This is a genomic window from Agarivorans aestuarii, from assembly GCF_019670125.1.
GTDB classification, from domain to species: Bacteria; Pseudomonadota; Gammaproteobacteria; order Enterobacterales; family Celerinatantimonadaceae; genus Agarivorans; species Agarivorans aestuarii.
Map to the genome: position 1 here is coordinate 2,593,877 of NZ_AP023033.1, position 14,530 is coordinate 2,608,406.

Sequence of the window (14,530 nt, forward strand, 5' to 3'; positions counted from 1 at the left end):
TTTTGCTGATTTCGGTAGGTATAAGGGCAAACCGCCAGATCTTAGGCTGAATCAAGATGGAAAATTGTAATGATATATTTGTGTATTGGCATCGCTAGTTGCCTGCAAGCTAAAACCTAATTTAAGCAATAAGCGCTTTGAAGCTTGATTGTCGCCATCCAAACCTGCGACTAAACAGTGGTAAGGAGTCTGTTGTTTTGCCCAATCGATAAAGCCACTTAACAATTCACTGGCAATGCCTTGTCGCCAGTAAGCCTCTCCCAATAAGTAGCCAATATGAACGGTGCTTTTGCTTTGTTCATGTACAAACAAAAAGCCTATGGGTAGCGCTTGGTCTTTAAACGAAACGGCAAACAGCTGGCTTTCTGAACACACCGTGTTTAACCAGCACAAGGCGTCCTTTTCATTGTTTATCTGCTGAAAATATGGCGGTAATGCCTCTACTACTGCTGGCCTTAGCAGTTCAACAATACGTGGTAACCAGCCAGTTTCTTGCTTGATAGCATGCTTATAGCAAACTTTGCTTACCTTCAATCGTCCAGTAGTAAAGCTCGATTCAGAACACACCTTCACCGCCCTCATTTTCCTATCTATAACTGGTGCCAAGCATTTGTTAGGCGAAACACATTCAGCAGCATACTGCGACTAAATGTAACTGAAACCACTGGCAAAGGCGACTACACTAGCAGGTGGACGTTATAGGGAGAGCCGAAAGGAATGAAGAGTTTATCTGCCACACTGGTGTTACTTGCTTCTTGCAGCACGGCACAAGCTCAATACAATCCGTGGGAACAGGCCACCAGCACCTATCAAGCCCCAGCTGCTGCAATTGGTAGCTACGCCAACGGTTGCCTAGCCGGAGCAAAAGCGCTTCCCTTAGCTGGCGAAGGTTATCAAGTTATTCGCGCCCAACGTCATCGCTTTTATGGTCATCCAAGCCTTATTTCCTTCGTGAGTGATTACGCTAAACAACTGCGCAGCCAAGGCATTAACAATATTTTGATTGCAGACATGTCGATGCCAAGAGGAGGCCAATTTAACTATGGCCATAGTAGCCATCAAATTGGCTTAGACGTTGATATTTGGCTAAGACTAGAAGATGACTTATTGGTAACCAAGCAACTTGCCAGCCCTTATGCGGTGAGTGTGGTAGACAAGAAAAACTTAGTTATCAACAAAAACACTTGGAAAGATGAGCATAAAACCATGCTCAAAGTGGCTGCACAAGACCAGCGTGTTGCACGTATTTTTATTAACCCAATCATTAAACAACAACTGTGTGACGAACGTAAGCAAGATGATGACTGGCTGCAAAAAGTACGGCCTTGGTGGGGACACTCTTCGCACATGCACGTACGTTTGGTATGTCCAGCGGGCGATACACAATGTAACAATCAAAAACCAATAGCAAAGGGCCACGGTTGCGATGAACTAAGCTGGTGGAAAAAGCAGATTAGTAAAACGCCTTCTTTTAGTAAACCTCAGAAACCTAAACCTTTAAAAACAAAACCACTACCTTGCGAGCCCTTAGTTAAAAGCCTGCAAGCAAAACAATAAAAGCAGCAAGCTACTCGTTACGCAAAGTAGGCTTGCTGCTTTAGCATCATGGTAACTTACAGACCAGGCAGCATTCCTCCGCCTACTGGCATCGCTACGCCAGTAACATAGCTGGCTGCTGGGCTAGCCAAATAACACACCGTATCGGCTATTTCACTAGGTTCCGCTGGGCGTCCCATAGCAATGGTTGAATTCTCTAACTTAGCGGCTTCTTCTATGCTAATGCCTTCTGCTTCTGCAATGCCTTGGTAGGCTTGCTGCAGCATATCGGTTGCAATAGCACCTGGACACACCACATTAACTCGCACACCTTTATTGGCATATTCTAAAGCCAGTTCTTTAGTCACCCCAACTAAGGCAAACTTAGTAGCGGTATAAGGGTAAGGCATGCCTTGCAAAGCACCTAAACCCGCCAAAGAAGCAATGTTTACAATGGCACCAGAACCTTGACGTTCCATTTGCGGCAATACCGCAGCACACATTGCCATGGTGCCTTTTACGTTTACCGCATAGTTAGCATCCCAATCACGGCTGCTGTTTTCTAAAAATACTGGCGAGCCAGCGCCAATGCCAGCATTGTTTACCAATATGTCTACACTACCGTAGTGCTCTATTACTCGTTGTACCGCAGTGTTCACCTCGGCTTGGTTGGCTACATCTACAATTACGCCCATGGCCTCTGCGCCTAGCGCTTTAAGGTCGTCCACTACCTGCTGCAAACCTTCTGCTGAACTTGTTCGTCCAGTTAAGGCAATTTTAGCGCCTTGTTTAGCTAGTTTAAGTGCAATAGCACGGCCTAAACCTTTCATCTTTGTTGCACCAGTAATAATGGCGACTTTACCCTTAAGTGTCATAATAACCCTCTGATATCAATGCTGGTTTCTAAATACTCAATTAATATTAAGGACTTAAAACGAAGCGCTCCCTGCACTCCTCAATCTATCCCTCGACTGTGTTTAAGTACTCATACGAGATCTTGTTGTTTGCTTATGCAGTCACTTCTTGCTCAGTTAACTGGGCGTATTCTTCACGCAGTTTAGCTTCGTTTAAACCGTATTTAGCTGCGGTATTTTCAAAAAATGGTGTCCAATGGCTAGCCAGTACTTCTACTTCTTCGGTTTGCGCTTTTAAGCTGTAATAACCTTTTTGACCAGGCATACGTGGCGCACCTTTGCCGGGTAAAGCTTGAGTTGATTGCACAGCTTTAGTAAAGCGATCGGCCTTAGCCAGAACTTCGCCAATTGGACCAAAATGGCTTGGGTCAATAGCTATGTAGTAAGAGCCACCTACCGAAGGTTTGTCGGCATCACCGCTTAGGTAATCGGTTAGGGTTGGCATTTCAGGGGCGATAACACCCAGCGGGTTAATAATGGCGGTGAGCGCTTCATTCCAAAGGTTTAATGAATAAACGCGTGGATCCGTCATATTCTGGTAGCAAGATTGATCATAAACACGACCGTAGCCTTCCACTGGGCGAGCATAAGGGGCCAAATCGTTACCTAGTTCACCAGTATTTGGGTCAATTACCGAATCTGTAGGTACTTTGGTGCCTTGTAAAGCCGCTTGAGCGGTATGGCCATCGTACCATTCGCACAACTTAACGCTGGTCCACACCGGCGCTTCTTCACCAGAAGGCGCAATTGCATCAAAAGGAGGCACCGACAGCACATTACCCATACCACCATAAGGTGAATTCATAGGTACTGAGTTATTAGAGGTTTGGGCAAACATGTTTTGCTCGTGGGCCATCCACGCATAAGAGCCATAGCTACCCGCATCGTTGTGGTTACCACCAAACACAATCGCAATACCGTGTTTTTTAGCTTTCGCAATGGCAAGCTCGGCCATTTTAGTTACGGTCCAGTAGCCGCTAGAGCGCTTGCCGTCAATCACTGCCCAGGTATCACCTTCATTAACCACTTCTGGCTCCGCTTTAATATCTAGCTCACCGGCTTGAAAAGTAAGGTCGATAGCTTCATAAACACCTAAACCTTGGTTTAGCTTACCTTGGCGAATGCCGGTCATAAGTGCGCTTGCTACTGCATTTGCATGTTCTTCGCTAGCACCAGTGGCCTGCCATACTCGCTGCAAAGAAAACTCCATGAAGCCCGCATCTACTTTTTTGGTTTGAACTTGTGTGCTCATAATCTGTCTCTCTTATTGGCAATTAACAATGTGTATCTAGTTGACGAGAGCCAGTTTACTTAAAGCCCAACAATCTCGAAGTTACACACTGGATCACTGAGAGAGAAACTAAAAAAGACTGTAAATACAAAAAGTTAAGAGAAAGAAGCTCAAGGTAATTACAGGTAACAGTAAGTAACAACAGCTAGCCTTAGTAGGCGCGGGTAGCTAGTTTGCTAATCTACTGTTAGCGAATAACTTTGTTGAGCTAGGCGCTATTTAAAAGTGCAACAAAGTGGCAAACTAAATGCGAAGAATAAGATAAAGGTGGTAAGCAGTGGCTAACGGAAAAAATTTAGACTTAAACAACCAACAACACCAAATACTGATCCGCGAACAGTTGGAGCGCATAGTCGAGAGCAGTGTTTTCGAACAAAGCCCCAAGATGAAAGAGCTGTTGAGCTACTTGGTAGACCAAACCTTGCAAGGCAATGGAGACCGCTTAAAGCAATTTACCATTGCGATTGAGATTTTTGACCGCGGCGTCGATTTTGATCATCAATCTGACCCTATTGTGCGTATTCAAGCGGGTCGTGTGCGCCGCTCTCTCGACACTTATTACTTCACCGAAGGCGCCAACGACGCACTTTACATCTCGGTGCCTAAAGGGCGTTATGTACCTAGTTTCAAGTTACGTAGTGAACAAGAACTTAATCCCCAGCCTATCGCTCCCGCTGCAAAGCCAGCAGAAATTGAAAGCCTAAGCCCAAGCATTACCGTATTGCCCTTTTTATCCTTAGCAGAAGACAATAGCCAACAGTTTTTTGCCGACGGTTTTGGTGAAGAGCTGGCCACCGAACTATCACGCTTTGATACACTAAATGTGGTGTCGATGTATGCCATGGGTGATACCAGCTTTAACTTAAACACTGCCGCAGACATCAGCCAAATAGGCAAGCAACTCAAGGTGTCTTTTATCACTAGCGGCACCATGCGTGCCTTAAACAACCAAATACGTATTCATGCGCGTTTATATCGCGCGGATACTGGGCAGCAAGTTTGGGCCGAAAAGTACACCTGCGATATGTCTACCGATGACTTATTTGAGGCGCAAGATCAAATCATCGCTGAAATTGTGGCAGAGCTTGCCTCGAGCTTTGGCATCATTCACCGCGAGATTTACCAAAGCTGTAACCATAAAAAAGTAACGCAACTCTCCAGCTACGAAGCCACTTTACGCTACCGACATTATTTAATGACCTTAAGCAAAGAGCATTACCAACCCGCTTTAGAAGCGCTGCAACAAGCAACCCAACAAGAGCCTGAATACGCTCTTGCTTGGGCGATGTTAGCGGTGCTGTATTTTGACGCCGACAAATTAGCGATGGCGGAAATTGCTAATGCAAGCGAGCTAGGCTTTGAATGTGCCCGTAAAGCGGTAGAGCTGGATACCAATAACCAAGAATGCCAAATGGCCTTGGCCATGGGCTACTTAAGTCGCGGTGATCAAGCAGGCCTTATTGATGCGGTAAATAAGGTAGTTACACTTAACCCTAATGCCGCTTATCAGGTGGGCTTAGCCGGTTGGGCATTATGTTTAGCCGGAGAGTTTGAGCAAGGTAGAGAATTACTGGCGAACTCGAAAGCACTTAACCCCTTTCGTCCTCCTTGGTTTGCTTTGGCTGATATTCTTTACTTTTATGCAAAACAAGACTTTGAGCAGGCCTTTAAAGCACTAGACCAATTCTCGCTGAGTAAACTTTATTGGCAGCCATTGCTTCGCTGCGTATTACATATTGAAAAAGGTGAATTTGCTCAGGCCAAATCCGCCTACTTAAAAGTGCTTGAGCTATGCCCCGACTTTAAGCAACGACGTGAAGATTACTTAAGTGCTTACTTGGTTTGTCCAAGCTTAAAACAACAATTTATTTCAGCATTAGATAAACTTTAACCCATACTCGAGCGGCGTATTCGTTATACTCCGCTCAGCTTTCCAACACTGTAAGCCCATGCGACTAGACAAATTTATTTGCAAAAGCACTACGCTAGACCTTGTTCAGGCAAGGTCCGCAATTAGCCAGCATCAGGTGTTAGTTAACCAGCAAATCGCTACTGATGCAGCAGTTCAGGTTCACGAAAACAATCACATCGAACTGTTGGGCAAACGCTTATTTGCCCGCCCCTCTCAATATTTTATGATCCACAAACCTGCAGGCTGCATTTGTTCAAACAAAGATGAAGCCTACCCATCGGTATTTAATGCAGTAGGACTACGGCAAAGTGAACAACTGCATGTTGCCGGACGCTTAGATGCCGATACCACCGGTTTGGTATTAGCCACCGATGATGGCAGATGGTCATTTTCAATCACTCGTCCCGAGCAACATTGCCCAAAAGTTTATCGAGTAAAACTTGCCAAACCCATTAGCGAAAAAGCCACTGAACAACTCGAGCGAGGCATCCTTCTGCAAGGAGAATCTAAAGCCACTCTACCCGCTGTTGTTAAACCTTTAAGCCCAACCGAAGTTGAACTAAGCATATGCGAAGGCAAATTTCATCAAGTGAAACGAATGTTCGCTGCTACCGGTAATCGCGTAAAGACTTTGCACCGCCAGCAAATTGCCGACATTGTATTAGACATTGCACCAGGTGAGTGGCGAGCACTAAGCCAACAAGAAATAAACTGCTTTTCTTAAACCACGCTAAGCTCGTAAACGCCAACACTTACAATAACTAGCGGCTAAATCTCAAAGTTAAAAGCAGCAAGGCTTTCAATACTATCTTTAGCTTGGGCTTTTTCTTTGCCCTCACGTCGATTGCGATTTTGAATCATTTTGGCGTGCAATGCATTTAGCTGTTCACTGGCCGTGGTAACAAATAGAAATGGTAGAATGGCGTGTATTAAACACACTAACGCGGCATAGGCCAATTTTATGGCAAAACCTGCTGCAGCAAACAAATGCTCAAGGTAGCTTTCATTAACACTTTGAGGGTGCTCGCTAAATAAACGCTTTAAATAAACCAACATAAGAAACCGCCACTAATTGTTAAGGTGTTGTTAAATGATACGTAACTTAGAGCAGAATCGACTTGCGAGTTAGTGAATCAACTAGCAGCAATTGGCAAAATATTTCCACCAAATCCAATTAGCTTGGTAAAAATCACCAATAAAAAAGGCACTCAAGATAATAAGTGCCTTTGCTTAAATAATGTGGACCTTTAAAGCTTAAAGTTCGCTGGTCGACTCAGTGTCGTTAAAAGTAGCGCGCTGCATAGCCACTTTGGGTTTACTCACTAAGCAAGTTAAGCCAACTAGCAGGGCAATAACACTAACCACTACCACTAAACTAGCTAAGGAGCTCCAACCAAAACTATCAGCACTAATGCCACTAAGTACATTGCCACCGGCATAAGCACCGGCAATGGCAAACATTAGCAAGCCTTGGGTCATACCCGCCCCTGCACGAGAAGCTTTAGCAGCAATGGCTGGCTGCACCATATCTACCGTTGTGACCCCTTGTAGATAAACCAAATACAAGGCTAAAGGCAGATATGCCGCAAATTGGTCTGCGTAAATGGCAAGCCCAGCTAAGCCAATCATCACCACAACTTTAGCCACTACCGCCAGCAACCATACTTTCTCGCCACCGACTTTAGCCATGGCTTTACCCACTAAAGACAACAGTAATAAGCTAACCACTGCTGATACCGACAAGGCCATAGATGACATAGCAGCATCAACCTTGAACACTTCGGCCATATAGTTAGGAAACTGCCCGGTAATAACGCCCTGCCCAACAGATACAAAGAATATCGCTAACAAAATCAAACCAAAGCGCGAAAACACCACCTGCATGATTCCACCGGCTTCGCTTCCCTCACTTACTTGTTCTACTTTAATCCGCGCAGCGGCTTGTTGGTTGGTGGCTGCAGTTACTAGCAGCGCCAACAGGGGAATTAAAAACATTACTGCAAAGCGTAACTCAAATGACACGCCAGCTTCTGTTAATGCAGCTAAACCAATACCAGCAAGCAACGAGCCCACAATAGCAACTTGATTGAGCAAAGTAAGCTTGGAGGCTTCCTCTTCTGCTTCATAACCCCCGGAGACGATAAACGCCGGGTTAATCATCAGAAGGGAAGCGGAACCCAAACCTAAAAACACAGCCGCCAACAAATGCAGCATAAAACTGGCACCTGATAGCGCAAACACTAGGGCAGAAATAGCAATAGCCGCTAAACCAATTAACTGCGCAGCGCGGTGAGCGCGATATTTATCGGCAAGCCCGCCCAGCACGGGTGCCAGCAAACCCGACAAACCCAAAATACCCATAGCAATACCCACTTGAGTTGGGCTGCCGGTTTTATCAAGAATAAAAGTAGGAATTAGAATAGGGATAAATACCAACTGGATAATGCCGTAGCATAAGTGCGCGGTATACCAAGCCTCTAAACCCCAACGTGGCTTATTCATAACGTACTCCTAAAACACAAAAGCAAAAGGCGACATTGCTGTCGCCCATTTATTACAGGCTGGCTTTGCCAAAGGCTTGTGGCCATTGTGTTTTGCGTTTTTCACCATTACGTTTTGCGGTGCAGTCTGCTAACCAGCAAAGTAGTTTCCAGCTAATGCCTGCAGCAATGTAACCATCGCGCTTAGACATATCGTGTTGTGGGGTATATTCCACCACATCGGCACCTACTAAGTTAATGTTGCCATGTTTACGTAAGTAACGAATGATGTCCCATACTTGGCGCGATTTAAGACCAAAAGGTTCAATGGCTGAGTTAGAAGCATTGTCGGTTGCATCTAGTGCATCCAAATCAAAGCTAAAGTAACAGGGGCCGTCTCCCACTCGCTTCAAAATGCGCTCTGCTATCTCGGTTGTGCCCAAGTCAAACACATCGTCTGAGCTGTATGTTTCTACACCAAAGTTTTTAGCGTGTCCGCCCACTAGCGCTGTCATACGGCCACGAATACCCATAGTAATCATGCGCTCGGGATCTAAGTTCCCCTCGGCAAAGTTACGAGTAAACTGGTTGCCCGAGTGGTAGGGGTATTCAAAATCAGCGAAGGTAACTAAGTCATAGTGCGCATCAAAGTGAATCAAACTTAATGGGCCAAACTTTTTTCCCAAAGCCGCAATAGGTGCGTAGCTGGTGGTATGGTCGCCGCCCCAAGTAAACGTTACGCAATCGTCTTCTAGTACAATTTTCTCGTACTCATCAACAATTTTTTGCACTTCGTCTTTCATATCAAACTGGCCGTAGGTATCAATGTTCCCGTAATCAATAATGCGTGCATTATCAAAGGGAATATCCCAGCCACCCGTTGGGCTTGGCTCAATAGTACCCATGGCATTTTTAGACAATTCACGTAAGGCTTTTGGCCCATATTTATGCGAGCTATTCATAGGCGCCGCTTTTTCTAAAGGCTGACCCACCACCACAATATCGGCATTTTTAGTATCGCGAGAGAACGGCGCCATAAATGCACCCAAGTATTCTTTGTTTAGGTTACCTACCACCTCAAGGCCTACACCGCCCATCTCACTAATGCGCACTAAGTGCTCCATTACTTCTTGGTCAATGCCATCAATGCTTTGCGAGTTAAGCCACAAGTCTTGGTACTTTGCTAAACGCTCTGCAGGAATTGGCGGATGTTTTTTAAAAGTAGATGTAGTCATTGTTTTAGTCTCCGGTTTAAATCAGCAGCTAAGCCTTTAACTTAGCGCTGTTTGTTTTGACGGAGCCATTGTGAATTTTTGGGCAATCACAAAGAAGTAAGTTACTGGAGTAACTCGGTGACAGGAGGTAACAATGCTTCGAGTTGGCAATTAAAGGAGATGAACTAATAATTAGAAAGAAAACTAGGAAGTTTTCTAAGCTATTCTCTGTCTAGATAGATAGTTAGGAATTAGCTACGCATATAGATAGACACCGTAAAGCTAAATTATGCTAAACAAATACTAGTTAAATTCAGAAGGAAAAAGTTTGAGAAATCTTATTACATTAGCGGCTTATAAGATTGGGTGGCAACCCTACCAGCCACATCCCGGCACTCGAGTCGTCTGCTGCGGTTGCTCCCTTCCGGGCCTGGCCGAGTTCACAGAGTATCAATGCGGGAGGACCAATAGGGCCACCATAGATGAGCTTCCGAAGAAGCGAGGCTATTCTCGCTTAAGCCTTGTTGTTTTGCAAACGCTAAAAGCGCTTTTTAGCCCAGCAAAGCGTTTGTTTGCTCAAGTTTTAATCCTTCTTAGTTTAATATCTTCGCCACTGGCCTTAGCAGAAGCTTTTGATCACGCGCAGTGGGATGGATTGCTAAAAGAATACGTACATTGGCCGGTGGCTAATCAGGAAAGTCGCGTAGACTATGCCAACTTTGATCGACAAGAATTGCAGGCTTATTCAGACAAATTGGCAAGCATTACGCAAAGTGAATTTGATATTTGGTCTGATAACGAGCAACTGGCATTTCTAATTAATGCCTACAATGCTTATACCGTGCAGTACATTCTTAGCGCCTACCCTAATATTACTTCTATTCGCGATTTAGGTAACTTGTTTCAATCCCCTTGGAAGAAAAAACGCTTTATGTTGTTTGGCGAAAAAGTCAGCCTTGATCATATCGAACACGATTTAATTCGCCCGGGTTACAATAATCCACACATTCATGCCGCGGTAGTGTGTGCTGCTATTAGCTGTCCTCCTCTGCAGAGTGTGGCATTTACTGGCGAAGCCGTTGAGCAACAACTCACCCAAGCGTTTAGAGAGTTTTTACATAGCAACAAAAATTATTATGACGACGAAAATGAACGGCTTTACCTCTCTTCAATCTTCAAATGGTACAAAGGTGACTTTGAAGGTGGCCTTAATAACTACTTAAGCCAGTATGCGGCAGATTTACGCGTAAGCCCTGAGCAAGTTAAAAAGGCTAAAATATCTTACCTAGATTACGATTGGTCGTTAAACGACTATCGCTAATGACAGTGAATTGAAGATACAAAAAAGCCCGCTATTGCGGGCTTTTTTAGTTTGCTAAGTGCTTAGAACAAGCATTTAGACAACTCGTATAACTCTTCGTTGAATGGGCGTTTCATGTTTTCAATACAATCGATGATGTCGTGATGAACCATCTTGTTGTTTTGAATACCGATACAACGTCCACCTTCGCCTTCTAGCAGAAGGTCTACAGCGTAGGCACCCATACGGCTTGCCATTACGCGGTCACGGCCTGTTGGCGTACCGCCACGTTGAATGTGGCCAAGAATGGTTGCACGTGTTTCGCGGCCAGTGGCCATTTCGATACCAGCGGCTAACTCATTCACATTAGTAATGTGTTCGGTAATCGCAACAATAGCGTGTTTCTTACCTTTTTTCTGACCCTCTTGAAGGCTGTTCAACAAGCCTTCACGGTCAAAGCCTTTTTCAGGAATAATCACGTACTCTGCACCACCGGCAATGCTAGCTTGCATGGCTAGGTCGCCACAGTAGCGGCCCATGATTTCGATAACAGAAATACGGTTGTGTGAAGAAGAGGTATCGCGAATACGGTCAATCGCATCGATAACTACGTTTAACGCAGTATCGAAGCCAATGGTGTAATCAGTACCTGCAATATCGTTATCGATAGTGCCTGGTAGGCCAATACATGGGAAGCCCATTTCAGTTAGCTTTTTAGCGCCCATGTAAGAACCGTCACCGCCCACTACTACTAGTGCTTCGATGCCGTGTTTTTTCATGTTTTCTACTGCCACTTCACGGGTAGCAAGTTCTTTAAATTCTGGGAATCGCGCTGAGCCCAAGAACGTACCGCCACGGTTGATAACATCAGAAACGCTGTAACGGTCCAACTTTTTAATGTTGTCTTCGTATAAGCCCATGTAACCGTCGTATACGCCGTATACTTCAATATCTTTAGATAACGCACTACGCACAACTGCACGTACCGCAGCATTCATACCAGGAGCGTCGCCGCCACTTGTTAAAACACCAATTTTCTTAACCATCATTCCCTCACAAAGCTGAACTGACCAAAACTTACGTAATAATTCAACAATTCCTTCGCGTCTGCCTTTTAATGCTTATTGCTTTTATGGGCTTAAATAGACGACGCGAAACAACAAAATATTCTTTTAACAGCACTAAAATCGGCGACTTCACAATTTCTATTCACTGTTTTATTGAGCGCGCATTTTGCCACGCCAAGGGTAAAAGTTTTATGACCCTAATCAGATAACGCCCACATTTTGAAACAAATTTTCATCCTTGTCCAAGTTTAATCACAAGGCTTGCCTCGGATTATAGAAGGAATTTGGCATTCTGCTTATTTTGAACAATTAAGCGGCAACCGAGCTCAAAAGCCAAAGTAAATACTTCACCTTTCTTTCACATTTGTGTAACATGGCGCCCTCAAACTTATGCCGACCATAGGGTCATAAGTTTGATCATCGTATATATAGGGAATCCCATGAAGACTGATCTTCAATATGCTATCGAACGAAACGTAGCGACCAATCGCCGTGCAGTAGAAAACTACAACTTACTACGCCAACAAGAGCAAAACCTTGCTGCCGAAGCACTGGAGTTAGTATTAGACAGCGAAGCCTTAAGCAACAACTAAGTTGCTTGTAGCGCACATAAAAAAGGGGGCCAAGGCCCCTTTTTTAGTTTTTATTTGGAATCTTTTACCGGTTCTATAGCATGTAAACCCGGCGATAAGTGAATCACCCCATCGGCACCATTGTCCAAAGACAAAATATTGGTTTTGCTAATTCGATGACGGTAGATTTCACGAAGATACTTAATCGCATTTTCAACATTTTTGAAATCTAAACGAATATCGTTAATTGATACAAACTTATCGGCTTCGCCAATAAGCTCTCGGTACTTTTTCTCGTACATAGGCTTAATCGCATACCAGTTGGTATCTAAGATTTTCGCTGGGTTTTCAAACTCCCATAAAAACTCTTGTAACTCTTCTGGCTTAAACTCATCTTGGGTAATAAAGCGCAGAATTGCTTGGTCGATGTCATCGTTGTAGCGATACTCTTCTTTCGCAAAGCAACGCTTAATGTAAGCAACCACTAGAGTTAAAAAGTCATCACTCAAACATGGGCTTTTGGCTACCAAAGTAGTTAACGACAAGTTTGCTGAAGCACCAATTACCAATGCATAACGCTTCAGGGTCGTGTTAGGGAACAACTTATTGATGTGAACTTTAAGCTTGTTTAAGTCCATAAACGAAAGCTTGTAGTCTTTTGGCAGAGAGATAATAGAAATTACCGACGAACAATGCTTAAAGAAGTGCAAGTCGTTTAACTCTTCTGCGTTGTATTGGCTGTCTTGATATCTTTTCAGTGACTGCTTATAGCGCTGTGATTCGATAGGTAAAATACTGATGCCTTCAATGGCTTGTGTATCACGATTAAAGTGCGGTAAATCGATAGAGCGGAAAAACAGCTCATCAATGTCCACATCATCATTTACCGACTTATTTACCACACTCTCTGCATACGCTACCGCCACTGGGCCGGCCATACTCATGAACAAATCGTTAGCATCTAGGCGCACGGTTTCAGAAATATCGATGCCCGCGCGGCGGAAGTAGTTTTCGTCGTAATCGGTGGTGACTGCTTGCGCGGTTAAGATATTAAATATTTGTTGAGAGATATACTGGTTGGCGTATTTCTCCATGGTGTTTACGTCAATATCTTTGCCATTGTCGCTCTCCTCCTGCTCCACATAACGCATAATATCGTTAGAAATCAGCATCATAGAGTTCCAAGGGCGGATCCGTTTCATCACGTCTTCTGGCGCATCGTTACTTTCGCGCTCAACGTTATAGGAGAAGTCCCACTCTTCTGAGAGGTACTTACATAACAAACGACCTGCGTTGATATGTAGCGCTTCAGACACCTCGATACTACTACCAGAGATGTTTGGCAGGATACAAATGCCCGAAGTAAAGATAGGTTCAAAAACAAAAGAATCGCGCTTATCGGGCTGATTAGACGGCGATACTTGGTAATCAAAGGTTTTACTTAAGTAAGAAAACTGCTGCGCAAGGCCGAACTCTGATGCCATGCCAGAACCAGTACCACCGCCGGCACTAAAGATATAGAAGTAAAGGCGCGATTGGTTAGCTTTAATGCCGCAAGAGTCAACCAAGTAAGAGTGGATGTGGCGCCAATCTTCATTTCTAAAACTGGCGGTTTCTTTATTAAGTATAATCTTAGCGAGGTACTGGCCTAGAATTGGCGCGTTACCTGCGCCTCCGGCGTGTACTTCAGACAAGTCCATTAGCTGAAGTTTCTTATATTCATCTAGAAACTTTTGGCGACCCGCTTGTGAGGAGTACTTAATACGTCCGGCAATATCTTTATCTAAATCACCTACCAGCACCACGGGTTCAATTAAAAATACTGGGTTGTCACCGTTACCGCTATCCAGTGGCAAATGATTTTTAATCCAACGCATGGGTTTAAATTCACGTTCCTGAGCGAGTTGGTCTTGATACTCTAACTCGTTAAGGTAGTGATTACGGGAGTTGTATACCAAAGTGGCTACATCAAGTGCTATGTTTGATCCGCAGCGACCGAGGCCAATTAAGCAAACAGAGGGGAAGCTTTGTTCTAATAAGTCTTTTTCTTCAGACAAATTAGGAAAGATATTCTGTCTAACTTTGTCGAGGTTACCTAGAATTTTCTCTAGGCTACTCTCTGTGTAATACAAATGTTCTATAGGAAGAGAATCCTTCATAGTTCATCCTTGTAGTTAGTCTAGTAATTATTTTATTTTTATCCCTTCATCCTTGTTCATTCCCCGCTTAAAAGCAAGTTATTCA

13 protein-coding genes and 1 other RNA gene are annotated in these 14,530 nt (G+C 44.3%); 5 read left to right on the top strand and 9 right to left on the bottom strand.

The window, feature by feature from the left end; all coding sequences use genetic code 11:
- Window positions 1-51: 51 nt before the first annotated feature.
- On the bottom strand, window positions 52-582 hold the full coding sequence (locus tag K5609_RS12065) for a GNAT family N-acetyltransferase (protein ID WP_221073867.1): 531 nt from the start codon (window positions 580-582) through the stop codon (window positions 52-54).
- A gap of 135 nt (window positions 583-717) precedes the next feature.
- Here K5609_RS12065 and mepA point away from each other — a divergent pair, with 135 nt between their 5' ends.
- Window positions 718-1,557 carry a penicillin-insensitive murein endopeptidase gene (gene mepA, locus K5609_RS12070; RefSeq protein WP_221073868.1) on the top strand — a complete coding sequence of 280 codons (840 nt, stop codon included), beginning with the start codon at window positions 718-720 and terminating at the stop codon, window positions 1,555-1,557.
- 56 nt (window positions 1,558-1,613) lie between these two features.
- On the opposite strand, the gene K5609_RS12075 is transcribed toward mepA, so the two are convergent.
- Together K5609_RS12075 and K5609_RS12080 are read right to left on the bottom strand one after the other, a co-directional pair.
- Entirely contained in the window at window positions 1,614-2,411 is a 798-nt protein-coding gene (locus tag K5609_RS12075; RefSeq protein ID WP_221073869.1) for an SDR family NAD(P)-dependent oxidoreductase, read from the bottom strand.
- Between the two features lie 133 nt (window positions 2,412-2,544).
- A complete protein-coding gene (locus K5609_RS12080) occupies window positions 2,545-3,702 on the bottom strand; it encodes an Ldh family oxidoreductase (RefSeq protein WP_221073870.1) in 1,158 nt (385 codons plus the stop codon).
- Between the two features lie 316 nt (window positions 3,703-4,018).
- Between K5609_RS12080 and K5609_RS12085 the strand changes: the two genes are divergently transcribed.
- Window positions 4,019-5,632, top strand: a complete 1,614-nt coding sequence (locus K5609_RS12085; protein ID WP_221073871.1) for a transmembrane adenylate cyclase — start codon at window positions 4,019-4,021, stop codon at window positions 5,630-5,632.
- 58 nt (window positions 5,633-5,690) lie between these two features.
- Entirely contained in the window at window positions 5,691-6,377 is a 687-nt protein-coding gene (locus K5609_RS12090) for a pseudouridine synthase (protein ID WP_221073872.1), read from the top strand.
- Window positions 6,378-6,421: 44 nt separating this feature from the next.
- On the opposite strand, the gene K5609_RS12095 is transcribed toward K5609_RS12090, so the two are convergent.
- The 4 genes from K5609_RS12095 to ffs form a co-directional block, all read right to left on the bottom strand.
- The gene (locus K5609_RS12095) at window positions 6,422-6,709 is read right to left on the bottom strand and encodes a DUF6356 family protein (protein WP_221073873.1); all 288 of its coding nucleotides are present in this window, start codon (window positions 6,707-6,709) and stop codon (window positions 6,422-6,424) included.
- A gap of 198 nt (window positions 6,710-6,907) precedes the next feature.
- Complete coding sequence (locus tag K5609_RS12100; protein WP_221073874.1) at window positions 6,908-8,155, bottom strand: MFS transporter; 1,248 nt, start codon at window positions 8,153-8,155, stop codon at window positions 6,908-6,910.
- A 52-nt stretch (window positions 8,156-8,207) separates the two neighbouring features.
- On the bottom strand, window positions 8,208-9,368 hold the full coding sequence (locus K5609_RS12105; RefSeq protein WP_221073875.1) for an arginase family protein: 1,161 nt from the start codon (window positions 9,366-9,368) through the stop codon (window positions 8,208-8,210).
- A gap of 352 nt (window positions 9,369-9,720) precedes the next feature.
- Window positions 9,721-9,817, bottom strand: an RNA gene (gene ffs, locus K5609_RS12110) — signal recognition particle sRNA small type.
- Between the two features lie 98 nt (window positions 9,818-9,915).
- Here ffs and K5609_RS12115 point away from each other — a divergent pair.
- Window positions 9,916-10,668, top strand: coding sequence for a DUF547 domain-containing protein (locus K5609_RS12115; protein WP_221073876.1), 753 nt, complete (start codon window positions 9,916-9,918; stop codon window positions 10,666-10,668).
- 62 nt (window positions 10,669-10,730) lie between these two features.
- On the opposite strand, the gene pfkA is transcribed toward K5609_RS12115, so the two are convergent.
- Window positions 10,731-11,693, bottom strand: coding sequence for a 6-phosphofructokinase (gene pfkA / locus K5609_RS12120; RefSeq protein WP_221077258.1), 963 nt, complete (start codon window positions 11,691-11,693; stop codon window positions 10,731-10,733).
- Window positions 11,694-12,154: 461 nt separating this feature from the next.
- On the opposite strand from pfkA, the gene K5609_RS12125 reads away from it, so the two are divergent.
- Window positions 12,155-12,307, top strand: a complete 153-nt coding sequence (locus tag K5609_RS12125; protein ID WP_163133557.1) for a hypothetical protein — start codon at window positions 12,155-12,157, stop codon at window positions 12,305-12,307.
- Between the two features lie 50 nt (window positions 12,308-12,357).
- On the opposite strand, the gene K5609_RS12130 is transcribed toward K5609_RS12125, so the two are convergent.
- A complete protein-coding gene (locus K5609_RS12130) occupies window positions 12,358-14,445 on the bottom strand; it encodes an FtsZ/tubulin family protein (protein WP_221073877.1) in 2,088 nt (695 codons plus the stop codon).
- Between the last annotated feature and the right edge of the window lie 85 nt (window positions 14,446-14,530).